Source organism: Streptomyces sp. NBC_01410 (assembly GCF_045040195.1).
GTDB lineage: Bacteria > Actinomycetota > Actinomycetes > Streptomycetales > Streptomycetaceae > Streptomyces.
The window spans coordinates 3,551,697-3,576,744 of the sequence record NZ_CP109530.1 but is presented as its reverse complement, the minus strand read 5'-3'; the positions used below and the strand labels follow the sequence as shown (position 1 = coordinate 3,576,744).

Below are 25,048 nucleotides of genomic sequence, written 5' to 3'. Positions count from 1 at the left end.
GTAAACCACGGTCCGCCGACTGCGCACTCTCAGCAGTCGGCGGACCGCTCTGTCCCACCCGTCGCCCGACCACCACCCCCACCGAGGCGCTTCGCGCCACAGCGCTTTTTCATACCGTTAGTGTGGGGCCCCGTCCGAGACGCTCCAACGCCCCTACGGGGCGACCCCCCGGCCGGAGGGCCCGTACCTCAATGTCCGCCACCACAGCCGCGTTCGCACCAGAGCATCCGCCAGAGTTCCCGCGGCATGTCGTCACCGCCGTGCTCGTCTCCCACGACGGCGCGCGCTGGCTTCCCGACGCCCTCGCCGGACTCATCGGCCAGGAACGCCCCGTACAGAACGTCATCGCCGCCGACACCGGCAGCGCCGACGACTCCGCGCGGCTGATCACCGAGGCACTCGGCGCCGAACGCGTACTGCACCTGGCGCGCCGCACCGGATTCGGCACCGCCGTCGAGGAAGCCGCCCGCACCGCGGGCGTCCTCACCCCCGACGACCTGCCCTACCTGAAGCGGCCCAGCGGCTGGGACCCCGTCAGCAGGACCTGGCGCGACGACGCGTACGACATGCCCGAACTCCCCTACGGGGAACCCGTCCAGTGGCTGTGGCTGCTCCACGACGACTGCGCGCCCGCCCCCGGTGCCCTGGCCGAACTCCTGCGCGTGGCCGACTCCGACGAACACGCCGCGATCATCGGCCCCAAGCTCCGCGGCTGGTACGACCGCAAGCAGCTGCTGGAAGCAGGCGTCTCCATCGCCAACAGCGGACGCCGCTGGACCGGCCTCGACCGCCGCGAGCAGGACCAGGGACAGCACGACCAGATCCGCACTGTCCTGTCCGTCTCCTCCGCCGGCATGCTCATCCGCCGCGACGTCTTCGAACAGCTCGGCGGCTTCGACCGGCGACTGCCCCTCATGCGCGACGACGTCGACCTGTGCTGGCGCGCCCACGCCGCCGGTCACCGCGTCCTCATCGCACCCGACGCCGTCATGCGGCACGCCGAAGCCGCCGCCCGCGAACGCCGCACCGTCGACTGCGCGGGCCGCTCCGTCGCCAGCCCGCACCGCGTCGACAAGGCCGGCGCCGTCTACACCCTGCTGACGAACGCACGCACCGTCGCACTCCCCTATGTCCTGCTGCGCATCGTCTTCGGCACGCTGCTGCGCACCCTCGCCTACCTCGTCGGCAAGGTGCCCGGCCAGGCCGTCGACGAGGTCATGGGACTCTTCGGCACCCTGCTGCGCCCCGAGCGGATCATCGCCGGACGCCGCAGAAGAGCCAGGCAGGGCGGTTCGGTGGAAGCGGGCGAACTGCGCCCCCTCTTCCCGCCGCCCGGCGCGACCGTCCGCGCCACCGTCGAACAGGTCGCCGGCCACCTCGGCGGCGGCTCCGACGCCGACTCCGGCGGCTCACGCCACGGCGCCGTCGAATCAGGACCCGGCGGCGACGACGCCGACTTCCTGGAGATCGAGCAGTTCGCGCGCCTGAAGAAGATCGCGCGCAAGCCCGCTCCTGTCCTCTTCGCCCTGCTGCTGCTCGTCTCCGTCATCGCCTGCCGCGACCTGTTCGGAGGCGGATCGCTCGCGGGCGGCGCCCTGCTGCCCGCGCCCTCCGACGTCTCCGAGCTCTGGTCCCGCTACGCGGACAACTGGCACCCTCTCGGCACCGGCGGCACCCAGACCGCGCCCCCCTACCTCGCGGTGCTCGCGGCCCTGTCCACCCTCTTCCTCGGCTCCACCGGCTTCGCCCTGACCGTCCTGCTCGTCTGCTCGGTCCCGCTCGCCGGACTCAGCGCGTACTTCGCCTCGCGCCCCATCGTCGAATCCCGGCTGCTGCGGGCCTGGGCGAGCATCGCGTACGCCTTCCTGCCCGCCGCCACCGGCGCACTGGCGACCGGACGCGTGGGCACCGCGGTCCTCGCGATCCTGCTGCCACTCATCGCCCGAGCGGGCGTCGCGGCCCACGGACTGCGCATCAGCGGCAGTGGGCGCGGCAGCTGGCGCGCCACCTGGGCCTACGCGCTCCTGCTCACCCTCGCGATGGCGTTCACCCCCATCGTGTGGCCGCTCGCGCTCGTCCTGGGCATCGCCGTACTCGTACTGCGCCGCGACGACATCACGGCGTACGGGCTGCGCTTCCTCGCCGCCGTCGGCACCCCGATGCTCGTCCTCGCGCCCTGGTCGCTCACCCTGCTGACAGGGCCGTCGGCCTTCCTCCGCGAAGCGGGGCTCGAATTCGGCACCGGATCGGCCTCGGCCCTCGACCTCCTCGGCATCAGCCCCGGGGGCCCCAAGGCAGCGGGCGGGATCCTGCTCATCGGCATCGTGCTCGCGGCGCTGGCCGCCCTGCTGCGCGGCGAGCGGCAGTTCGCGATCCGGGCCTCCTGGGCCGTCGCGCTGACCGGACTGATCTTCGCGGTGATCGCCAACGGCAGCGGCTGGGCCGGACCCGCCACCCTCGTCTACGGCATCGCCCTGCTGGCCGCCGCCGTCCTGGGCGCGGAAGGCGGCCGTACCCGCGTCGCCGCCCAGAACTTCGGCTGGCGCCAGCCCGTCGCGGCCCTCATCGCGCTCGCCGCCGGTATCGCGCCCCTGCTCGCCGCGTTCAACTGGATGATCGGCGGCGCCGCACACCCGCTGGAGCGGCGCGACCCCGTCCAGGTCCCCGCCTTCGTGGCCGAGGAGAGCGACACCCGCGACCAGCCGCGCACCCTCGTCCTCGGCGGAACATCCGCCGCCAAGGTCTCGTACAGCCTCGTACGCGGCTCCGGCGGGCGGCTCGGCGACGCGGAACTGGCGCGGGCGGGCGGCAGCGACGCCCGGCTCGACAAGATCGTCGCGAACCTGGTGGCGGGCTCCGGCGCCGACCAGACCAGCGAGCTGAGCGGCTTCGCCATCCGTTACGTCCTCGTACGCGACGGAGCACCGCGCCAGACCGGCCGCGTCCTTGACGCGACGCCCGGCCTGAGCAGGCTCAGCCAGCTCGACGGCAGCGCACTGTGGCGCGTCGACCGCCAGGTCGCGCGGGCCACCATCGTCAGCGGCAAGGGCGACCCGCTGCCCGTCGCGTCCGACGCCGTCGAGGCCCACGCCAAGATCCCCTCGGGGGCGGCGGGCCGGGTGCTGCGCATCGCGGACCGCGCGGACGAGGGCTGGCAGGCCACCCTCGACGGACGCGTACTGAACAAGACGGTCGTCGACGGCTGGGCCCAGGGCTTCGAACTCCCCGCCGAGGGCGGCCGGCTCGACCTGTCCTACGACGACCCGGTCACGCACACCGGCTGGATCTGGGCGCAGGGCGCGCTCGCGCTGGTGCTGCTGGTGCTCGCGCTGCCAGGCAGGCGCCGGGAGATCGACGACGATCTGCCCGAGGAGGAGATCGCCGTACCCGCGCAGGCGGTGGAGGGCGAGGGACGCAGGGCACGCAGGCTTCGCGCCCAGGCGGAGGCGGAGGCGGAGTCCTCGCAGGACGAGACCGAAGCGGATCCGTACGCCCAACTCCCCGCCGGTCAGGACGCCTTCGCGCAGCACGGGCAACAGACGTACGAGCCGCAGTCCTTCGAGGAACCGCGGTCCTACGACGAGCAGGCGCCGTACGCGGCTGTGCCTCAGCAGCAGCAGTACGGCGAGTGGGACGCGCAGTCGTACGCGGACGGCGGCTACACCGCCCCGTACGGCAACGAGCAGTACCAGGGCGCTCAGTACGGCGGCGAGCAGCAGTACGGCGGTGAGCAGTACCAGCAACAGCCGTACCAGGCCGACCAGTACCAGGACCCGTACCAGAACACGGGCTACGCCGAAGGGCAGTACCAGGAGGGGCAGCAGTACGACCCCTACGCCTACGGCGGCGAGAGTGACCAGCAGCCCGGCCCGAACGGCCCGAACGGCCCGAACGGCACCAACGGCACCACCGGCAACGCGACGCGAGGCGAGTCAGAGTGAACCGCACAACCATCTCCCTGCTCGCGACCGCCACCGCACTCGCCGCGATCACCGGCCTGGCCGCGCTCACCGCGCCCAGCAGCGGCGCCGAGACCGAGGCGAAGGCCCCGGCGCGGCTGCCCGTCGAACGCTCCAGCCTGCTGTGCCCCGCGCCCAGCACCTCCGAGCTCGCCGAGACCGCGTACACCTCGTTCACGCCGGCGGGCAAGAGCGGTGACGCCAAGGACGGCGCTGCGAAGGACGGCGCGGCCAAGGACGGCACGGCTGAACTGAAGGCGTCCGCCGCCGTACTGGCCGAGACGGACGCCGCCCCGGCCAAGGACAAGACCAAGAAGGGCGACGCGGCGAAGGATGCGAAGGGGGCCAAGGACGCGAAGAAGCCGGCGCCCGACAAGGCGGTCCTCGCGCTGAAGGAGCCCGGCAAGCCCGTCGCCGCCAAGGCGAGCGGCGGCGAGGCCCCCGCGCTCGTCGGCACCGCCACCGGCCGCCTCGCGCCGGGCTGGAGCGCCCAGCAGACCACCACGGAGACCGCGGGCGACGCACGCGGCCTGCTCGGCGTCAGCTGCACCGGGCCCGACACCGACTTCTGGTTCCCGGGCGCGTCGGCGGCCAAGGAACGCCACGACTACGTCCACCTCACCAACCCGGACGACACCCCGGCCGTCGCCGACATCGAGCTGTTCGGCAAGGACGGTGCGCTCAAGACCACGCTGACCGAAGGCATCCCGGTCCCGGCCGGGGCGAGCGTCCCCGTCCTGCTGTCCACCCTGACCTCCGACCCGGCCGCGGATCTGACCGTCCATGTCACCACCCGTACAGGCCGCGTGGGCGCCGTGCTGCGCGTCGCCGACGACAAGGCGGGCAGCGACTGGCTCACCGCTTCGGCCGACCCGTCCGGCACCGCCGTGCTGCCGGGCATCCCCGCGGACGCCACGTCGGTACGCCTGGTGGCCTTCGCGCCCGGCGAGGACGACGCCGACCTCACGGTGCAACTCGCGGGCCCGGGCGGGAAGATCGTCCCGGCCGGACACGAGACGCTGCACATCAAGTCGGGAATGACCGCGAGCGTGGACCTCCAGGACGTGACCAAGGGCGAGGCCGGGTCCCTGATCCTCAGCCCGTCCCAGAGCGGCCGGGCGACCCCGGTGGTGGCGGCGCTGCGCGTCGTACGCGGCAAGGGCGACAAGCAGGAGGTCGCCTTCATTCCGGCGGCCGCGCCGGTGGGGGAGCGGGCGAGCGTCGCCGACAACCGCGCCAAGGGCTCGACGCTCTCGCTGACCGCCCCGGGCGCGGCGGCCGAGGTCAAGGTCACCGCGTCGGCGGGCACCGAGGGCGGCACCCAGGTCGTCAAGACGTACAAGGTCAAGGCGGGCACGACCCTCGCGGTCGTCCCGCCGGTGCCCGCCGGGCTGAAGGGCGCGTACGCGCTGACCGTGGAGACGGTCTCGGGCGGCCCGGTGCACGCGTCGCGCACGCTGGCGCTGCCGAAGGACGGGATCCCGATGTTCACGGTGCAGACGCTGCCGGACGACCGGGGGACGGTGGCGGTGCCGGAGGCGGAGCAGGACCTGTCGGTTCTGGACGACTGAGGGGGCCAGGAGGGCTGCGGGCCCGGTCAGTCCTGCCCGTACCGCGGGTCCACCGACTCCGGCGACAGACCCAGCAGCTCCGCCACCTGCTCCACGACCACCTCGTGCACCAGCAGGGCCCGCTCGTCGCGGTTCTTCGTACGGATCTCGACGGGCCGCCGGTAGACCACGATCCGTGCCGGGCGTCCCTTGTCCGCCGGGGCCGAGCTGCCCAGCGGCACGGAATCCTCCGGCGCGCCAGGCACATCCAGCACGAGAAAGTCGACGTCGGCGAGCTGCGGCCAGCGTCGTTCCAGCCGCTCCACCGAGTCCTGCACGAGGTCACGGAAGGACTCGGCACGGCTCGCGGCCAGGGGTACCTGAGGAGGGGCGACCGGCCCTCGCATGCCGCGGCCGTGGCGGTCGCGACGGCGCGGCCCCGGCTCGGTCGGGCGGGGCGGTACAGGACTGTCCATCACTGACGCAGCGTAGCTCTCCGGGGCGCGCGGCGATCGCGTGCGCGCGCCGGGTCGAAAGCCTGTCGCTAATTGAACATTCCGGCCAAGCTTGCGTCCGATTGAACATCTCCTCGCGATCGCGGATCTCATCGTGATTGACCTCATTTACGCCAAGTCATGACCGGATCACCAGCGGTGGCTTCGCGTGAGCTTCTCTTTCCGTGCAGGTCAGGCCAGTTGCTCGGGGAGCCGATATGTCAGGTGTCACACCACGACACGGTGGAGTGACCTGGTGGAGAGTCGTCGCAGCCCGCTCAAGAGTGCGGTACCGTCCAACGTCGTGAGCCCTGTACGTCGCTGTTCGCGCACCGCGTGCGGCCGCCCCGCCGTCGCGACACTGACGTACGTCTATGCCGATTCGACCGCGGTCCTCGGCCCGCTCGCCACCTATGCCGAGCCCCACTGCTACGACCTGTGCGCCGAGCACAGTGAGCGCCTGACCGCCCCGCGCGGCTGGGAGGTCGTGCGGCTCACCGACGGCTCCGCCCCCGCCCGCCCGAGCGGCGACGATCTCGAAGCGCTCGCCAATGCCGTACGGGAAGCGGCGCGCCCCCAGGGGCGTACGGCCGAGGCGGGCGCGCAGAACGGCCGCCGGACGGCGGATCCGAGAGAGGTCGCGCGCCGCGGCCATCTGCGGGTGCTGCGTTCCCCCGACTCCTGAGCGAGCCTTTTCGGCTCCCGTCCGGTGCGCACGCGGCACTGGGCTGAATGCTCCCCCAGCCTGTGCGGGTACGTTGAGGCTTTGAGGTGACCGCAGAGACTTCAGGGACTTTCAGGAGGGTTGGGCCCGTGACTGCTGATCTGTCGCAGATCGTGAAGGCGTACGACGTCCGCGGGGTGGTGCCGGATCAGTGGGACGAGGCGCTGGCCGAACTGTTCGGGGCGGCCTTCGTCCAGGTGACGGGCGCGGAAGCGATCGTCGTCGGCCATGACATGCGGCCGTCGTCGCCGGGGCTCTCGGGGGCGTTCGCGCGGGGGGCCGCGGCCAGGGGAGCGGACGTCACGCTGATCGGGCTCTGCTCGACCGACCAGCTGTACTTCGCTTCGGGGCACTACGGGCTGCCGGGTGCGATGTTCACGGCCTCGCACAACCCGGCGCAGTACAACGGCATCAAGATGTGCCGCGCGGGCGCCGCGCCGGTCGGCCAGGACACGGGCCTGACGGACATCCGCCAACTCGTCGAGGCCTGGTCCGAACAGGGCGCGCCGGAGCCGGTGGCCGAGCCGGGCAAGGTCACCGAGCGCGACACGCTCACCGACTACGCGGCGCACCTGCTCTCGCTCGTGGACCTCTCGGCGATGCGCCCGCTCAAGGTGGTCGTGGACGCGGGCAACGGCATGGGCGGCCACACGGTCCCCACCGTCTTCGACGCCCTGCCCGTCACCCTCGTACCGATGTACTTCGAGCTCGACGGCACCTTCCCCAACCACGAGGCGAACCCGCTGGACCCGGCGAACATCGTCGACCTGCAGGCCCGCGTCCGGTCCGAGGGCGCGGACCTGGGCCTCGCCTTCGACGGGGACGCGGACCGCTGCTTCGTCGTCGACGAGCGCGGCGAGGGCATCTCGCCGTCGGCGATCACGGCGCTGGTCGCGGCGCGCGAACTGGCGAAGCACCCCGGCGGCACGGTGATCCACAACCTGATCACGTCGTGGTCGGTCCCGGAAGTCGTCCGCGAGAACGGCGGAACGCCGCAGCGCACGCGGGTCGGTCACTCCTTCATCAAGGAGGAGATGGCCCGTACGGGAGCGATCTTCGGCGGCGAGCACTCCGCGCACTACTACTTCCGCGACTTCTGGAACGCGGACACGGGCATGCTGGCGGCCCTCCACGTCCTGGCGGCGCTGGGCTCGCAGGAGGGCACGCTGTCGGAGCTGGTCGCGCAGTACGACCGCTACAGGGGCTCGGGCGAGATCAACTCCACGGTCGACGACCAGGCGGGCCGCACGGCGGCGGTGAAGGCGGCGTATGGGTCGCGCGACGACGTGACGATCGACGAGCTGGACGGCCTGACGGTCTCGACGGAGGACTGGTGGTTCAACCTCCGCCCGTCGAACACGGAACCGCTGCTGCGGCTGAACGTGGAGGCACGGGACGACCAGACGATGGCAAAGGTGAGGGACGAGGTGCTGGGGCTGGTCCGGGGGGCGTGAGACCCGGCGGGGGCGGCGCGGCGGAGGGGTGCGGCGGAGGGGGCGCGGCACGCGGAGGAATCCGGCCAGCCTCGCGTCTGCGGCGCCTGCCGGCCGACGGAGTGGCGCCCCGGGCTGCCGTCCGCGGGGCTGCGGTGCGGTCGGCTAGTGCCCCACCGCCCGGTCTTTAGCGGTGTCCCGCCCACGCCGCGAAGCGGTCGTCGGTGCTGCGGCGTGGCGGCTGGGCCCCGCCGCGCGGTCTTTAGCGGTGCTCCGCCCACGGCGCGAAGCGGCTGTCGGGGATCTGCGGGGCGGCTGCCCCGCCTGAACCACGCCCGCCTCTGCGGCGTACGGCCGCACCTCGGCCGGGCACCGCAGGTCGTGCGGTCCGTGCCGCCGAGTGAGCGGCAGCGCGCCGCAGACGGAGTGGCGCCCGCGGGCGGCCCGTCCGCGGCGTTGCGGTGCGATCGGCTGCCCGTCGCTCGGCTGGGCCCCGTCGGCCGGTCTTCCGGTCCCTCCCGCCCACCGAGGGGCTCGCCCGTCCACGGCGTGAAGCGCGGACCAGGCCCGCGTCTGCGGCGCACGGCCGCACCCCGACCTGGCCCCCGGTCTTCTGGCCCTCCTGCCGAGGGAGCGGCAGCCCCCAGCCATGGCGCAGCCGCCCGCATGTGGGTCTGCAGTGCGGGCGGCTGCCCGCCCGGACCAGCCTGCCGCAGCGTCGGCCGCTTCGGCCCGCGCCCCCGGTCTTCCGGTCCCTTCCGCCGAGGACGCCCACGGCGTGAATCGGCCGTAGGTGGGTCTGCGGTGCGGCCTGTCCGGGCCAGGCTCGCGTCTGCGGCGTACGGCCACACCTCGGCCAGGCCCGGTCTTCCAATCCGTTCCGCCGACGGAGGGGCGCCCCCGTCCACGGTGCGAAGGGCCCCGCAGACCGGCACGCAGGCCGCCCGCCGTGCGGCTCACCCCCGGTGCCGCTGCCCACCCTCCCCGTGGCGTAAGCCCACGGCTCACCCGGCCGCCTGCGTCCCGGCGGCGCGCAGCTGCCGCCCCGGGGGCCCGGGGCTCGCCCCGGTTTCGGGAAGGGGCGGGTGTGGGGAGAACCGCCCCCCGCACCCCCAGAACGCGCCGCACCCCTCCCCCCAGCGGTACGCTGACGTGGCCCGATCCGCAGACCCGCGACCGCCCGTCCGACCCGCGGCCGCACCCCGCGAACCGCGACCCGCAAGCGACCCGCACGCAAGCGACCGCGCCGCCCCACCCGAAGGGACACCCCCGCACATGCCGCTCGAAGCCGGCCTCCTCGAGATCCTCGCCTGCCCCGCCTGCCACGCCCCCCTCAGCGACAGCTCCGCAGCCGAGACCCCCGAGCTGATCTGCACCGGCAAGGACTGCGGCCTGGCCTATCCCGTACGGGACGGAATCCCCGTCCTCCTCGTCGACGAGGCACGCCGCCCCGCCTGACCCACAAACGCACGGCGATCGGAGGCCCCATCCCATGCTCGACGAGTCACTCCTCGACGCCCCGGAAGCCCTGGCCCGCGCCGATCGCCGCGGACTGCTCCGCGGCGCAGCCGAGGCCGGGGCGCGTGTACGCACCGCGGCCCGGCACGCCGCCGAGGCGGGTATCGCCGAGCTGACGCCCGAGGGCCGCCCGCGACACGTCCTCGTCGCCGGCCCCGGCCACGCCGCCACCGGAGTGGCGGATCTGATCGGCGCTCTGGCCGGCGCCTCCGCCCCTGTCACCCGTCTGCACCCCACCGGCGTCGCACCTGCCGCCGGCGCCCTGCGCTGGTCGCTCCCGGGCTGGGCGGGCTCTCTGGACCTGCTGCTCATCGCGACCACCGACGGCAGTGAACCCGGCCTCGCACTCCTCGCCGAGCAGGCGTACCGCCGCGGTTCCACCGTCGTCGCCGTGGCCCCGCAGGACTCCCCGCTCGCGGAGGCCGTCGACGGCAGGCACGGCATGGTCGTCCCGATGGCCAAGGCCCCGCACGAGCTGTACGAGGAGACGCAGGCCGCGAGCCCGGGCGCCCTGTGGGCGCTGTTCACCCCGCTCCTGGCCCTCCTCGACAGGGTCGGCCTGCTCGAGGCGTCCCAGGAGACCCTGGCGAAGGTGGCCGACCGCCTGGACAAGACCGCCGAACGCTGCGGCCCGGCCATCGCCACGTACAGCAATCCGGCGAAGACACTCGCGGCCGAGCTCGCCGACAGCCTTCCGCTGATCTGGACGGAGGGCGTGGGCGCCGGCCCCGCCGGCCGCCGCTTCGCCGCCGTACTGGCCGAGCTGGCCGGCTGCCCCGCCCTCGTCGCCGAGCTGCCCGAGGCGCTCCCCGCGCACGGCGGGCTCCTCGTGGGCGACTTCGCCCTCGGCGCCGACCCGGGGGACTTCTTCCGCGACCGTGTCGACGAGCCGCAGGCGCTGCGCGCCCGGGTCGTACTGCTGCGGGACCGCCCCATCGGCGGCCTCACGGCCGCCCCGGCCGCCCGCGAGCTCGCGCTCAGTCACGACACCCCGATCAGCGAGCTGGAGCCGGAGGACGGCACCGAGCTGGAGTCGATCGCCGAACTCCTCGCGATCACCGACTTCGCCGCCGTCTACCTGGCCCTGGCGGGCAACGGCGCCAACGGCGCCAACGCGTAACCGTCGCGCCGCAGCAGCGACACGACAGCGCCACGCGGCAGCCGTCACCACGCGCAAGCGTCCCGCGTAGCCGTTCACCACGCGAAAGACGTCACCACGAGAACCGGGAACAGAGACCATGGACCGCCTCTCCAACACCGTGCGCCCCTACGCCTGGGGATCCACGACCGCCATCCCGGAGCTGCTCGGCATCGCCCCCACCGGCGAGCCCCAGGCCGAGATGTGGATGGGCGCCCACCCCGGAGCACCCTCGCGCGTCACCCGTGATCACGAGGAGCGGCCGCTCTCGGAGCTCATCGCCGCCGACCCCGTACGCGAACTGGGCGCTGCGGCCGTCGAGAAATTCGGCCCCCGCCTGCCCTTCCTGCTCAAGATCCTCGCGGCCGGCGCACCCCTCTCCCTCCAGGTCCACCCGAACCTCGCCCAGGCCAAGGAGGGTTACGCCGCCGAGGAGAGCGCGGGCGTCCCGATCGACGCCCCGCACCGCAACTACAAGGACGCCAACCACAAGCCCGAACTGATCTGCGCGCTCACCCCCTTCGAGGGCCTGTGCGGCTTCCGCCCGCCCCTCGAAGCCGCCGACGTCCTCGCCGGTCTCGACGTGGACTCGCTCAAGCCGTACGTCGACCTCCTGCACGCCCACCCGGAGGAGGCCGCACTGCGCGAGGTCCTGACCGCGGTGCTGAGCGCCGACCCCGACGAGATGGCGGCCACCGTCACCGAGGCCGCGGCCGCCTGCGAGGAGCTCGGCGGCGACTACGCCCCGTACGCAGCCGTCGCGCACCACTTCCCCGGCGACCCGGGCGTGATCGCCGCCATGCTGCTCAACCACGTCCAACTGCAGCCCGGCGAGGCCCTGTTCCTCGGCGCCGGCGTCCCGCACGCCTACATCGAAGGCCTGGGTGTGGAGATCATGGCCAATTCCGACAACGTGCTGCGCTGCGGACTGACGCCGAAACACGTGGACGTCCCCGAGCTGCTGCGTGTCGTCCGCTTCGAGGCGGGCGACCCGGGCGTCCTGCGCCCCGAGGCCTCGCCCGAGGGCGAGGAGGTCTACGAGACGCCGATCGACGAGTTCCGGCTCTCCCGCTTTGTCCTCGCGCCAGGAGCCGCGCCCCGCGATCTGACGACCCGCACCCCGCAGATCCTGCTCTGCACGGCGGGCACGGTCCGCGCCGGTGAACTCGCCCTCTCCCCGGGCCAGTCCGCCTTCGTCCCGGCGGGCGAAAAGTCCGAAGTGTCCGGAGTCGGCACGGTCTTCCGCGCCACCGTGATGGCCTGACGCGCCCTCGCGGCCCCGGGCTGCAACAATGGCGCACCGTAAAGGACGGGCAAAGCCCGAATCGGCGTACGGCGCGCGGCGTACGGCACGGGGCATACGAAGGGACTGCTGGAACAGATGAGCGCTTCAGGCGGAACAAGGGCGATCGTTGCGGCACTTGCTGCCAACCTCGCGATCGCGGTGGCGAAGTTCGTGGCGTTCCTCTTCAGTGGCTCGTCCTCGATGCTCGCCGAATCCGTTCACTCGGTCGCCGACTCCGGAAACCAGGGCCTCCTGCTGCTCGGCGGCAAGAAGGCGCAGCGCGAGGCGACCCCGCAGCACCCCTTCGGCTACGGGCGCGAGCGCTATATCTACGCCTTCCTCGTCTCCATCGTGCTCTTCTCGGTCGGCGGCATGTTCGCGATCTACGAGGGCTACGAGAAGATCAAGCACCCGCACGAGATCGAGGCCTGGTACTGGCCGGTCGGCGTGCTCGTCTTCGCGATCATCGCCGAGTCCTTCTCCTTCCGTACGGCCATCAAGGAGTCCAACGAGACGCGCGGCGCGCTCTCCTGGACGGAGTTCGTCCGCCGGGCGAAGGCCCCGGAACTGCCCGTCGTTCTGCTCGAGGACCTGGGCGCGCTGGTCGGTCTGGTCCTGGCGCTCGGCGGCGTCGGCATCGCCCTGGCCACGGGCAACGGCGTCTGGGACGGCATCGGCACGCTCTGCATCGGCATCCTGCTGATCGTGATCGCGCTCGTCCTGGCGGCCGAGACGAAGTCGCTGCTGCTGGGCGAGGCAGCGGGCATCGACGACATCGAGAAGATCAAGACGGCGGCCGTGGACGGTGAAGGCGTCACCGGCATCATCCACATGCGTACGCTCCACCTCGGCCCGGAGGAACTGCTGGTGGCCGCGAAGATCGCGGTACAGCACGACGACACTGCCGCCCAGGTCGCCAACGCGATCAACGCCGCCGAGGACCGTATCCGCGCCGCCGTACCCATCGCGCGCGTGATCTACCTGGAGCCCGACATCTACAGCGAGTCCGCCGCCGCGGCGGGCATCAACCCGGCCAAGTCCCCGGGCGGCCCGACCTCAGACGCCGCCCACTGAGCCCCGCGGACCGCGCGGACCCGACGATCGGCTCGGTGAGAATGCGATGTGACCGGATCCCGGCCCCGGGCGGGCTGGGGTACGCCACGTCGATCGGTGTAGATTCGTGACCAGAGTCAGACGTCGCTGCTGATGGCGGTCGGGCGGTCCCCCAGCCGGGACCGGCCGAGGGAGAGAGGGCCTCCGACGGACTGCACTGCGAGCGCCCGGGCATTCCTGTGTCCGCCGCCGCAGAGCCAGCCGTACCCACACCCTCGACCAACACCACGAGGAGCAGCTCGCATGTCGACTGTCGCCACTGGCCAGGACTTCAAGGTCGCCGACCTTTCCCTCGCCGCTTTCGGCCGCAAGGAGATCACTCTCGCCGAGCACGAAATGCCCGGCCTGATGTCGATCCGCAAGGAGTACGCCGCCAGCCGGCCGCTGGCGGGTGCCCGCATCACCGGCTCCCTGCACATGACCGTGCAGACCGCCGTACTGATCGAGACCCTGGTCGCCCTCGGCGCCGAGGTCCGCTGGGCGTCGTGCAACATCTTCTCCACCCAGGACCACGCGGCAGCGGCCGTCGCGGTCGGCCCGAACGGCACCCCGGAGGCCCCCCAGGGCATCCCGGTCTTCGCCTGGAAGGGCGAGACGCTCGAGGAGTACTGGTGGTGCACGGAGCAGGCGCTGACCTGGCCGAACACCCCCACCGCCGGCCCGAACATGATCCTCGACGACGGTGGCGACGCCACCCTCCTCGTCCACAAGGGCGTGGAGTTCGAGAAGGCGGGCGCGGCCCCGGACCCCTCGACCGCGGACAGCGATGAGTACTTCCACGTCCTCACCGTGCTGAACCGCACCCTCGGCGAGTCCCCGCAGAAGTGGACCCAGCTGGCGTCCGAGATCCGCGGCGTCACCGAGGAGACCACGACCGGTGTGCACCGCCTGTACGAGATGCACCGTGACGGCAACCTCCTGTTCCCGGCGATCAACGTCAACGACGCCGTCACCAAGTCGAAGTTCGACAACAAGTACGGCTGCCGCCACTCCCTGATCGACGGCATCAACCGCGCCACCGACGTCCTGATCGGCGGCAAGACCGCCGTCGTGTGCGGGTACGGCGACGTGGGCAAGGGCTGCGCGGAGTCGCTGCGCGGGCAGGGCGCCCGGGTGATCGTCACGGAGATCGACCCGATCTGCGCGCTGCAGGCCGCCATGGACGGTTACCAGGTCACCACGCTCGACGAGGTCGTCGACAAGGGCGACATCTTCGTCACGACCACGGGCAACAAGGACATCATCATGGCCGCGGACATGGCCAAGATGAAGCACCAGGCGATCGTGGGCAACATCGGCCACTTCGACAACGAGATCGACATGGCCGGCCTGGCGCAGATCCCGGGCATCGTCAAGGACGAGGTCAAGCCCCAGGTGCACACCTGGACCTTCGCTGACGGCAAGGTGCTGATCGTGCTGTCCGAGGGCCGCCTGCTGAACCTGGGCAACGCGACCGGTCACCCCTCGTTCGTGATGTCCAACAGCTTCGCGGACCAGACGCTGGCCCAGATCGAGCTGTTCACCAAGCCCGAGGAGTACCCGACCGACGTCTACGTGCTGCCCAAGCACCTCGACGAGAAGGTCGCCCGGCTCCACCTGGACGCGCTCGGCGTCAAGCTGACGACGCTCCGCCCGGAGCAGGCCTCCTACATCGGCGTCGAGGTCGACGGCCCGTACAAGTCCGACCACTACCGCTACTGATCGGCCGCTGCTGACCGGTCAGTGCTTCTGACTGGTCAGCGCTCGTGATCGGCTGCTGATACACCTCGGCAGCCCTCGGCGTCAGGCACCAGCGGTACCAGGCAGGCCCCCGCACCCCCGTGTCGGGGGCCTGCCCCATACCCTCCCCGAACGGCTCCGGCTCCACCGCACGAGCCTCACCGCACAAGGACACCTACGCCCCCATGCCCCGCGGCCGTTATTCGCTCCACGATCCGCACGATCACACCCCCCTCGGCGAAGAACACTTCCAATGCGCCCCGGGCCCCTCCGGCTGGCGTTACGTCTCCCAGATCACCACCCCCTCCGGCGACCACGCCGGCTCCGTCGATCTCGCCCTCGACGAACTCGGCCGTCCCATCCGTCTCGAACTCCACGCCGGGAGCTGGCAGGTCCGCGGTGCCGCCATCGACGGCGTCACCTGGGTCCGTACCGACCCCACCGGCACTCATGCCACCGAAGGCAACGTCCGCGCCCATGCCTTCACCGGCAGTTCCCCCGCTTTCCTTGTCGCCACCGCACGTCTCCTACGCCTCACCCCCGACTCCCCGGCGACGCGCGTACGCCTCGTCGCCTTCACGGATCCTGTCCTCGCCCCCCGCACACTCGATCAGTCCTGGGCCCTGATGAAGAGTGAAGCGCATGCCACTGACAATGGCGCCCTGACCGTGGACGAATACCAGGTCAGCGCCCTGGACACGGGGGAACAGCACGTCGTTCACATCGCCGGGGACGTGGTGCTCGCAGCCCCCGGCATCGAACTCGAAGACCTGGCGAGCCCGCCCTCGGTCTTCCCCTGACAGGGGGACGGTGTGTATGGGCCCGGCGACCTACGCAGGCGGCGCGAACCCCGTGGCCTGCGGTCGCGGCTGCGGGGCCTCTGCCGCGGCACGGGACGACGGGCCCGGCGCCGGTTCGCCCGTAGTTGTCACCCGAGGCGACCCAGCCGCCCCACCAGCTCCTGCGGTCTCGTCCCGCTCAATAGCGGGCGCCGACCCCACCGCGCCAGGTGCCGCATAGCCAAGGGCCCCAGTGCCCGCCCCGCCGGAAAGCGCCGCCCCGGCCCCCGGAGCCTCTGCCCCCGCCCGGAAAGCACGCCGCGCATCACGCGCCTGCCGCTCGTTCACCACTGCCGCCAGGAACGCCGCCGGCGGCACCCCTTCAGGCGCCGGAGCCCCCGTGCACGCCGCGAGATCGCCGGCCAGCCGCACCGCCATCGACCAGTTCACGGCCGGGTCCAGCTGCCTCATCCGGGTCAGGTACTGACGTATCGCGAGCCACAGATCGTCCGGCACCGCCGACAGGTCCAGCTCGGAGAATCGCCCCATCAGCCATGGCGGCGGAGGCGGCATCACCGTCCCCCGCGAGGCCGGCACCCGCTCCCTTATTACCAGCGTGCCCGCGAACACATCCCCGATCCGCCGCCCCCTGGCCGAAACCAGCGAGGCGATACAGGCGATGACCCCGAACGACATCAGGATTTCCACCACCCCCATCGCACCGCGCACCAGCGCGTGCCGGAAGCGGATCGGCCCGCCGTCGTCACGCACCACCCGCAGCCCACAGGCGAGCTTCCCCAGCGAGCGCCCATGGCTGAGCGTCTCGACGGCTATCGGCGCCCCGACCAGTACGAGCAGAAACGTCGCGATCGACACGGCCATCACCGCAGCCTCATCGAGCGAGGCCGTCGCCACCGCGAGCCCGATCGACACCATGAGATACGCGGCGAACACGACCACAAGATCGATCGCGACAGCGAGTGCCCGGCTCGGCAGTCTCGCCGGCCGCAGCCCCAGTACGACCGCATCCCCCGTCACAAGCGCACTCACTGTTGCCCGCCCTTCGCCATCGACCTTCCCCGCCCCTTGATTCCTCAGTCTGCCAAGCTGACCCGCAGCGCGCCGCAGTAGTACGGACCGTACGCAACCATTGCCTGGAGCAGCAGCCGACCATGGACCTCGACGTCTTCGTGACCGCCCACCGTGCCGAGTGGGACCGCCTGGACCACCTTCTGCGCCGGGGACGCCACCTGACCGGTGCCGAGGCCGACGAACTGGTCGCCCTCTACCAGCGCACGGCGACCCATCTCTCCCTCATCCAGTCCAGCGCCCCGGACCCGATGCTGACGGGCAGGCTCACCCAGCTCGTCGCTCGCGCCCGCTCCACCGTGACCGGCACGCGCCGAGCCACTTGGCGCGACGCGGTCCGCTTCCTCACCGCCGGTTTCCCCGCGGCCGTCTACCGCTCACGGCACTGGTGGATACCCACCGCCGTCCTCTCCACGGTCCTCGCCGCGATCATCGGCTGGTGGATCGGCACGCACCCCGAAGTCCAGGCGACGATCGCCGCCCCGGACGAACTCCGCCAGCTCACACGCCCGGGTGGCGAGTACGAGACGTATTACTCCAGCCATCCCGCGGCCTCCTTCGCCGCCCAGGTCTGGACGAACAACGCCCAGGCCGCGGCCATGTGCCTGACGCTGGGCGCGTTCCTGTGCGTTCCGGTGATCTGGATCCTCTTCCTCAATGTGCTGAACCTGGGCGTCGGCATCGGCCTCATGTCGTCGGCGGGCCGCCTCGACACCTTCCTCGGCCTTGTCCTCCCGCACGGCCTGCTGGAACTGACGGCCGTCTTCGTCGCTGCGGGCACGGGCCTACGCCTCGGTTGGACGGTCATCGACCCGGGTCCCCAATCCCGCCGTACAGCCCTCGCCCAACAGGGCCGCGCGGCGATCGGCATGGCCATCGGCCTCGCGCTTGTCCTGTTCGTGTCGGGGGTGATCGAAGGCTTCGTCACGCCTTCGGGCCTGCCGACCTGGGCGCGTATCGCCATCGGCATCGTTGCTGAGCTGGCCTTTCTGGCGTACGTCTACATCCTGGGCGGCCGAGCAGCCCGAGAGGGTTACACGGGCGACCTGGATGCAGCCGACCGCAGCGCCGAACTCCCGGCTGCCGCCTGATGTGCAAGCACCCCTTCTGACCTGCTAGTCTTCTCTCCGCCCACAAAACCGTTGACACGGCATGAGTGGGGAGGTAGATTCAAACGGTTGCCTGGAACTGGACAAGTTCCGGTGCGACCGCTAGTGTCTCTCTCGCTCTCAACGGAAATGCAATTTCCGCAGAGCCTTCCGATGTGAATCCAGATTGCAAGGTCGATTAGCTCGACCGAATTGCTTCTGATAAAGTCGGGTCAGTCGAAAGACAAAGGCCTTCCAACGGCCACTGGAATCGAATTCCTCACCGGAAACGGAACGGAAATAGAGTCTGGTAGGGTTGGAAACGCAAGACCGAAGGGAAGCGCCCGGAGGAAAGCCCGTGAGGGTGAGTACGAAGGAAGCGTCCGTTCCTTGAGAACTCAACAGCGTGCCAAAAGTCAACGCCAGATTGACAACCCCGGCCCATTTCGGTGGGTTGAGGTTCCTTTGAAAGTCCTGTCGGCCCTTTGTGGCGGGCAGGCAAATGACACAGCGAGGACGCTGTGGATGACTGGTCTTATTCCGACCGGTTGTCCCGCTCTTGTGGTGTTCGACCCGATTACGGGTAAACATTCATGGAGAGTTTGATCCTGGCTCAGGACGAACGCTGGCGGCGTGCTTAACACATGCAAGTCGAACGATGAAACCCTTCGGGGTGGATTAGTGGCGAACGGGTGAGTAACACGTGGGCAATCTGCCCTTCACTCTGGGACAAGCCCTGGAAACGGGGTCTAATACCGGATACCACCCTCCGAGGCATCTTGGGGGTTGAAAGCTCCGGCGGTGAAGGATGAGCCCGCGGCCTATCAGCTTGTTGGTGGGGTGATGGCCTACCAAGGCGACGACGGGTAGCCGGCCTGAGAGGGCGACCGGCCACACTGGGACTGAGACACGGCCCAGACTCCTACGGGAGGCAGCAGTGGGGAATATTGCACAATGGGCGAAAGCCTGATGCAGCGACGCCGCGTGAGGGATGACGGCCTTCGGGTTGTAAACCTCTTTCAGCAGGGAAGAAGCGCAAGTGACGGTACCTGCAGAAGAAGCGCCGGCTAACTACGTGCCAGCAGCCGCGGTAATACGTAGGGCGCAAGCGTTGTCCGGAATTATTGGGCGTAAAGAGCTCGTAGGCGGCTTGTCACGTCGGATGTGAAAGCCCGGGGCTTAACCCCGGGTCTGCATTCGATACGGGCTAGCTAGAGTGTGGTAGGGGAGATCGGAATTCCTGGTGTAGCGGTGAAATGCGCAGATATCAGGAGGAACACCGGTGGCGAAGGCGGATCTCTGGGCCATTACTGACGCTGAGGAGCGAAAGCGTGGGGAGCGAACAGGATTAGATACCCTGGTAGTCCACGCCGTAAACGTTGGGAACTAGGTGTTGGCGACATTCCACGTCGTCGGTGCCGCAGCTAACGCATTAAGTTCCCCGCCTGGGGAGTACGGCCGCAAGGCTAAAACTCAAAGGAATTGACGGGGGCCCGCACAAGCAGCGGAGCATGTGGCTTAATTCGACGCAACGCGAAGAACCTTACCAAGGCTTGACATATACCGGAAAGCATCAGAGATGGTGCCCCCCTTGTGGTCGGTATACAGGTGGTGCATGGCTGTCGTCAGCTCGTGTCGTGAGATGTTGGGTTAAGTCCCGCAACGAGCGCAACCCTTGTTCTGTGTTGCCAGCATGCCCTTCGGGGTGATGGGGACTCACAGGAGACTGCCGGGGTCAACTCGGAGGAAGGTGGGGACGACGTCAAGTCATCATGCCCCTTATGTCTTGGGCTGCACACGTGCTACAATGGCCGGTACAAAGAGCTGCGATGCCGCGAGGCGGAGCGAATCTCAAAAAGCCGGTCTCAGTTCGGATTGGGGTCTGCAACTCGACCCCATGAAGTCGGAGTTGCTAGTAATCGCAGATCAGCATTGCTGCGGTGAATACGTTCCCGGGCCTTGTACACACCGCCCGTCACGTCACGAAAGTCGGTAACACCCGAAGCCGGTGGCCCAACCCCTTGTGGGAGGGAGCTGTCGAAGGTGGGACTGGCGATTGGGACGAAGTCGTAACAAGGTAGCCGTACCGGAAGGTGCGGCTGGATCACCTCCTTTCTAAGGAGCACTTCTAGGCCGGTCTTTGCCGGTCCAGAGGCCAGTACATCGGCGTACGTCCGGTGCTGGTTGCTCATGGGTGGAACGTTGACTATTCGGCACGGTTTCAGGACTTCACTAGTACTGCTTCGGCGTGGAACGTGTGAGTCAGGGGATCGTGCCGGGCGCGCTGTTGGGTGTCTGAGGGTACGGACTGAAACGTCTGGACCTTCGCGATGCCGGCCCCAGTGAACTCGCCCTGTTGGGTGGGGTGGTGGGTGGCTGGTCGTTGCTTGAGAACTGCACAGTGGACGCGAGCATCTGTGGCCAAGTTTTTAAGGGCGCACGGTGGATGCCTTGGCACCAGGAACCGATGAAGGACGTGGGAGGCCACGATAGTCCCCGGGGAGCCGTCAACCAGGCTTTGATCCGGGGGTTTCCGAATGGGGAAACCCGGCAGTCGTCATGGGCTGTCACCCGCTGCTGAACACATAGGCAGTGTGGAGGGAACGAGGGGAAGTGAAACATCTCAGTACCCTCAGGAAGAGAAAACAACCGTGATTCCGGGAGTAGTGGCGAGCGAAACCGGATGAGGCCAAACCGTATGCGTGTGATACCCGGCAGGGGTTGCGCATACGGGGTTGTGGGATCGCACTTCAACAGTCTGCCGGCTGTTGGGCGAGTCAGAAACCGTATAGGTAGGCGAAGGACATGCGAAAGGTCCGGCGTAGAGGGTAAGACCCCCGTAGCTGAAATCTATACGGCTTGCTTGTGCGACACCCAAGTAGCACGGGGCCCGAGAAATCCCGTGTGAATCTGGCGGGACCACCCGTTAAGCCTAAATATTCCCTGGTGACCGATAGCGGATAGTACCGTGAGGGAATGGTGAAAAGTACCGCGGGAGCGGAGTGAAATAGTACCTGAAACCGTGTGCCTACAAGCCGTGGGAGCGTCGCTGTTGTTCTTCGGAGCAACAGTCGTGACTGCGTGCCTTTTGAAGAATGAGCCTGCGAGTTTGCGGTGTGTTGCGAGGTTAACCCGTGTGGGGAAGCCGTAGCGAAAGCGAGTCCGAACAGGGCGGTTTAGTAGCGCGCTCAAGACCCGAAGCGGAGTGATCTAGCCATGGGCAGGTTGAAGCGGAGGTAAGACTTCGTGGAGGACCGAACCCACCAGGGTTGAAAACCTGGGGGATGACCTGTGGTTAGGGGTGAAAGGCCAATCAAACTCCGTGATAGCTGGTTCTCCCCGAAATGCATTTAGGTGCAGCGTCGTGTGTTTCTTGCCGGAGGTAGAGCACTGGATAGGCGATGGGCCCTACCGGGTTACTGACCTTAGCCAAACTCCGAATGCCGGTAAGTGAGAGCGCGGCAGTGAGACTGTGGGGGATAAGCTCCATGGTCGAGAGGGAAACAGCCCAGAGCATCGACTAAGGCCCCTAAGCGTACGCTAAGTGGGAAAGGATGTGGAGTCGCAGAGACAACCAGGAGGTTGGCTTAGAAGCAGCCACCCTTGAAAGAGTGCGTAATAGCTCACTGGTCAAGTGATTCCGCGCCGACAATGTAGCGGGGCTCAAGCGTACCGCCGAAGTCGTGTCATTCCAGCATGAGGGCCAACGCCCGCTGGGATGGGTAGGGGAGCGTCGTGTGCCGGGTGAAGCCGCCGCGTAAGCGAGTGGTGGACGGTACACGAGTGAGAATGCAGGCATGAGTAGCGATACACACGTGAGAAACGTGTGCGCCGATTGACTAAGGGTTCCTGGGTCAAGCTGATCTGCCCAGGGTAAGTCGGGACCTAAGGCGAGGCCGACAGGCGTAGTCGATGGACAACCGGTTGATATTCCGGTACCCGCTTTGAAACGCCCAGTACTGAACCCATTAATGCTAAGGCCGTGAAGCCGTCCTGGAGCCTTCGGGCAAAGGGAAGTGGTGGAGCCGCCGGCCCAAGGTGGTAGTAGGTAAGCGATGGGGTGACGCAGGAAGGTAGTCCAGCCCGGGCGGTGGTTGTCCCGGGGTAAGGGTGTAGGCCGTGTGATAGGCAAATCCGTCACACATTAAGGCTGAGACCTGATGCCGAGCCGATTGTGGTGAAGTGGATGATCCTATGCTGTCGAGAAAAGCCTCTAGCGAGTTTCATGGCGGCCCGTACCCTAAACCGACTCAGGTGGTCAGGTAGAGAATACCGAGGCGTTCGGGTGAACTATGGTTAAGGAACTCGGCAAAATGCCCCCGTAACTTCGGGAGAAGGGGGGCCATCACCGGTGAGAGGACTTGCTCCTTGAGCTGGGGGTGGCCGCAGAGACCAGCGAGAAGCGACTGTTTACTAAAAACACAGGTCCGTGCGAAGCCGTAAGGCGATGTATACGGACTGACGCCTGCCCGGTGCTGGAACGTTAAGGGGACCGGTTAGTCACATTTCGGTGTGGCGAAGCTGAGAACTTAAGCGCCAGTAAACGGCGGTGGTAACTATAACCATCCTAAGGTAGCGAAATTCCTTGTCGGGTAAGTTCCGACCTGCACGAATGGCGTAACGACTTCTCGACTGTCTCAACCATAGGCCCGGTGAAATTGCACTACGAGTAAAGATGCTCGTTTCGCGCAGCAGGACGGAAAGACCCCGGGACCTTTACTACAGTTTGATATTGGTGTTCGGTTCGGCTTGTGTAGGATAGGTGGGAGACTGTGAAGCTTGGACGCCAGTTCAGGTGGAGTCGTCGTTGAAATACCACTCTGGTCGTGCTGGATGTCTAACCTGGGTCCGTGATCCGGATCAGGGACAGTGTCTGATGGGTAGTTTAACTGGGGCGGTTGCCTCCCAAAGAGTAACGGAGGCGCCCAAAGGTTCCCTCAGCCTGGTTGGCAATCAGGTGTTGAGTGTAAGTGCACAAGGGAGCTTGACTGTGAGACCGACGGGTCGAGCAGGGACGAAAGTCGGGACTAGTGATCCGGCGGTGGCTTGTGGAAGCGCCGTCGCTCAACGGATAAAAGGTACCCCGGGGATAACAGGCTGATCTTCCCCAAGAGTCCATATCGACGGGATGGTTTGGCACCTCGATGTCGGCTCGTCGCATCCTGGGGCTGGAGTCGGTCCCAAGGGTTGGGCTGTTCGCCCATTAAAGCGGTACGCGAGCTGGGTTTAGAACGTCGTGAGACAGTTCGGTCCCTATCCGCTGTGCGCGTAGGAGTCTTGAGAAGGGCTGTCCCTAGTACGAGAGGACCGGGACGGACGAACCTCTGGTGTGCCAGTTGTCCTGCCAAGGGCATGGCTGGTTGGCTACGTTCGGAAAGGATAACCGCTGAAAGCATCTAAGCGGGAAGCCTGCTTCGAGATGAGGACTCCCACCCCCTTCGAGGGGTTAAGGCTCCCAGTAGACGACTGGGTTGATAGGCCAGATGTGGAAGCCCCGCAAGGGGTGGAGCTGACTGGTACTAATAGGCCGAGGGCTTGTCCTCAGTTGCTCGCGTCCACTGTGTCAGTTCTGAAGTAACGAACTGTCGAGTCCCCCCACGGCCACGGGGCGGATTCCGGAATCGATATCTTCACAGTGTTTCGGTGGTCATTGCGTTAGGGAAACGCCCGGTTACATTCCGAACCCGGAAGCTAAGCCTTTCAGCGCCGATGGTACTGCAGGGGGGACCCTGTGGGAGAGTAGGACGCCGCCGAACAATTATTGTGGGAGAGCCCCGCACCTTCTGGTGCGGGGCTTTTCTGCGTTCACGTGCCATACCGCCGGCCTACCCCTCCGTCAGAGTCGACCGGCGGCTTTCAGCGCGAGGTAGGCATCGGCAAGGGCAGGTGCAAGATTGTCAGGGGTCGCATCGACGACGGTGACGCCATGGCGCTGGAGCTGTTCTGCCGTACGGCGGCGCTGAGCTTGAGCCTGGGTGGCAGCCGCGGCGTCGTACACCGCCTCGATCGTGCCTCGGGAGGTGGACATCTGCTGGACATGAGGGTCGGCGACCGAGGCGACGAGCACGGTGTGCCGTTGGGTGAGCTGCGGGAGAACCGGAAGCAGTCCTTCCTCGATAGGTGCGGCGTCGAGGCTCGTGAGCAGCACGATCAAGGAGCGGCGCGGGGCGCAGCTCAGGGCGGCGGCGCTGAGGCCACGGGCGTCGGTCTCGACGAGTTCCGGTTCCAGAGGAGCAAGTGCGTTGACCAGGGCGGGCAGGAGATCACCTGCGGAGCGTCCCTGGACCTGGGCTCGGACACGGCGGTCGTAGGCCAGGAGGTCCACTCTGTCGCCGGCGCGTGAGGCCAGCGCGGTGAGGAGCATTGCTGCATCCATGGCCGCGTCGAGGCGCGGGACATCTCCGACTCGACCGGCAGATGTGCGGCCGGTGTCGAGGACGACGAGGATGTGGCGGTCGCGTTCGGGACGCCAAGTGCGCACGGCGACGGTGGTCTGGCGGGCGGTTGCTCGCCAGTCGATGGAACGGGTGTCGTCGCCGGGGACGTAGTCGCGAAGGCTGTCGAACTCTGTGCCCTGGCCGCGGATGAGGACGCTGGTGCGGCCGTCCAGCTCGCGCAGCCTGGCCAGTCTGGAGGGCAGGTGTTTGCGGCTGCTGAAGGGCGGCAGGACGCGCACTGTCCAGGGCACTTGGTGATTGCTCTGGCGGGCGGCCAGGCCCAGTGGTCCGTACGAGCGGACGGTGACGCGCTCCGCGTGGCGGTCGCCGCGGCGGGTGGGGCGAAGGATCGTGGTGATACGGCGGCGTTCGCCGGCGGGGACGGTCAACTTGTGGCGTGATGCGGACTGTTCGGTGCCGGTGATCCAGCTGCTCGGGGGCCAGGCGTCGCGGAGGTGGGCGCGCAGGGGGCGACCCGAGGGGTTGGTGACCGTGAGGTGGACCTCGGCGCCGTCACCCAGTCGAACTGATGTATCACCGCTTCGGGTGAATCGGAGCGTTCGCACTGGCGCGGCGAGGGCGTAGTCGCACAAGATTGCCAGGGAAAGAGGCGCATTCACAGCAAGCATCCCGGTCCAGCTCGGGGCCAGGATGCCCACGGGGAGAGAGCCGAGAGCGGCGAGGAGTGCGGTTCGTCCGGTGAGGGCCATGGGGGCAGCTCC

14 protein-coding genes and 3 rRNA genes are annotated in these 25,048 nt (G+C 68.5%); 14 read left to right on the top strand and 3 right to left on the bottom strand.

Features of this window, described 5'->3' with window-relative positions:
- Window positions 1-191: 191 nt before the first annotated feature.
- Both OG741_RS16245 and OG741_RS16240 read left to right on the top strand, forming a co-directional pair.
- Window positions 192-3,941, top strand: coding sequence for a glycosyltransferase (locus OG741_RS16245; RefSeq protein WP_405598464.1), 3,750 nt, complete (start codon window positions 192-194; stop codon window positions 3,939-3,941).
- On the top strand, window positions 3,938-5,530 hold the full coding sequence (locus OG741_RS16240) for a DUF5719 family protein (RefSeq protein ID WP_405598463.1): 1,593 nt from the start codon (window positions 3,938-3,940) through the stop codon (window positions 5,528-5,530). The genes OG741_RS16245 and OG741_RS16240 overlap by 4 nt, the downstream gene beginning before the upstream one ends.
- Before the next feature lie 26 nt (window positions 5,531-5,556).
- Here the strand turns inward: OG741_RS16240 and OG741_RS16235 are convergent, their stop codons facing one another.
- Window positions 5,557-5,985, bottom strand: coding sequence for a metallopeptidase family protein (locus OG741_RS16235; RefSeq protein WP_405598461.1), 429 nt, complete (start codon window positions 5,983-5,985; stop codon window positions 5,557-5,559).
- Window positions 5,986-6,259: 274 nt separating this feature from the next.
- On the opposite strand from OG741_RS16235, the gene OG741_RS16230 reads away from it, so the two are divergent.
- The 8 genes from OG741_RS16230 (at window position 6,260) to OG741_RS16195 (ending at window position 15,733) form a co-directional block, all read left to right on the top strand.
- Window positions 6,260-6,688: a DUF3499 domain-containing protein gene (locus tag OG741_RS16230; RefSeq protein WP_266475888.1), complete on the top strand. Its 429-nt coding sequence runs from the start codon at window positions 6,260-6,262 to the stop codon at window positions 6,686-6,688.
- 128 nt (window positions 6,689-6,816) lie between these two features.
- Complete coding sequence (locus OG741_RS16225) at window positions 6,817-8,181, top strand: phosphomannomutase/phosphoglucomutase (protein ID WP_405598459.1); 1,365 nt, start codon at window positions 6,817-6,819, stop codon at window positions 8,179-8,181.
- A gap of 1,254 nt (window positions 8,182-9,435) precedes the next feature.
- Window positions 9,436-9,618 carry a Trm112 family protein gene (locus OG741_RS16220; protein ID WP_266475891.1) on the top strand — a complete coding sequence of 61 codons (183 nt, stop codon included), beginning with the start codon at window positions 9,436-9,438 and terminating at the stop codon, window positions 9,616-9,618.
- 34 nt (window positions 9,619-9,652) lie between these two features.
- Window positions 9,653-10,798, top strand: a complete 1,146-nt coding sequence (locus tag OG741_RS16215) for an SIS domain-containing protein (RefSeq protein ID WP_405598457.1) — start codon at window positions 9,653-9,655, stop codon at window positions 10,796-10,798.
- A 118-nt stretch (window positions 10,799-10,916) separates the two neighbouring features.
- On the top strand, window positions 10,917-12,080 hold the full coding sequence (manA, locus tag OG741_RS16210) for a mannose-6-phosphate isomerase, class I (RefSeq protein WP_405598455.1): 1,164 nt from the start codon (window positions 10,917-10,919) through the stop codon (window positions 12,078-12,080).
- 117 nt (window positions 12,081-12,197) lie between these two features.
- Window positions 12,198-13,175, top strand: coding sequence for a cation diffusion facilitator family transporter (locus OG741_RS16205; RefSeq protein WP_405598453.1), 978 nt, complete (start codon window positions 12,198-12,200; stop codon window positions 13,173-13,175).
- A 282-nt stretch (window positions 13,176-13,457) separates the two neighbouring features.
- Window positions 13,458-14,915: an adenosylhomocysteinase gene (ahcY, locus tag OG741_RS16200; RefSeq protein WP_405598452.1), complete on the top strand. Its 1,458-nt coding sequence runs from the start codon at window positions 13,458-13,460 to the stop codon at window positions 14,913-14,915.
- 203 nt (window positions 14,916-15,118) lie between these two features.
- A complete protein-coding gene (locus OG741_RS16195; RefSeq protein ID WP_405598450.1) occupies window positions 15,119-15,733 on the top strand; it encodes a hypothetical protein in 615 nt (204 codons plus the stop codon).
- A gap of 30 nt (window positions 15,734-15,763) precedes the next feature.
- Here the strand turns inward: OG741_RS16195 and OG741_RS16190 are convergent, their stop codons facing one another.
- The gene (locus tag OG741_RS16190; protein ID WP_405598448.1) at window positions 15,764-16,762 is read right to left on the bottom strand and encodes an RDD family protein; all 999 of its coding nucleotides are present in this window, start codon (window positions 16,760-16,762) and stop codon (window positions 15,764-15,766) included.
- A 122-nt stretch (window positions 16,763-16,884) separates the two neighbouring features.
- On the opposite strand from OG741_RS16190, the gene OG741_RS16185 reads away from it, so the two are divergent.
- The 4 genes from OG741_RS16185 to rrf all read left to right on the top strand — a co-directional run bounded on the left by OG741_RS16185 (window position 16,885) and on the right by rrf (window position 23,645).
- Window positions 16,885-17,892 (top strand): stage II sporulation protein M, encoded by a 1,008-nt coding sequence (locus tag OG741_RS16185; protein WP_405598447.1) that lies wholly within the window; start codon window positions 16,885-16,887, stop codon window positions 17,890-17,892.
- 587 nt (window positions 17,893-18,479) lie between these two features.
- Window positions 18,480-20,004 (top strand): 16S ribosomal RNA (locus OG741_RS16180).
- 304 nt (window positions 20,005-20,308) lie between these two features.
- Window positions 20,309-23,432, top strand: a 23S ribosomal RNA gene (locus OG741_RS16175).
- Between the two features lie 96 nt (window positions 23,433-23,528).
- Window positions 23,529-23,645, top strand: a 5S ribosomal RNA gene (gene rrf, locus OG741_RS16170).
- Together the 16S, 23S and 5S rRNA genes form the textbook arrangement of a ribosomal RNA operon.
- A gap of 80 nt (window positions 23,646-23,725) precedes the next feature.
- Here the strand turns inward: rrf and OG741_RS16165 are convergent.
- Entirely contained in the window at window positions 23,726-25,036 is a 1,311-nt protein-coding gene (locus OG741_RS16165) for a DUF58 domain-containing protein (RefSeq protein WP_405598445.1), read from the bottom strand.
- Window positions 25,037-25,048 lie beyond the last annotated feature (12 nt).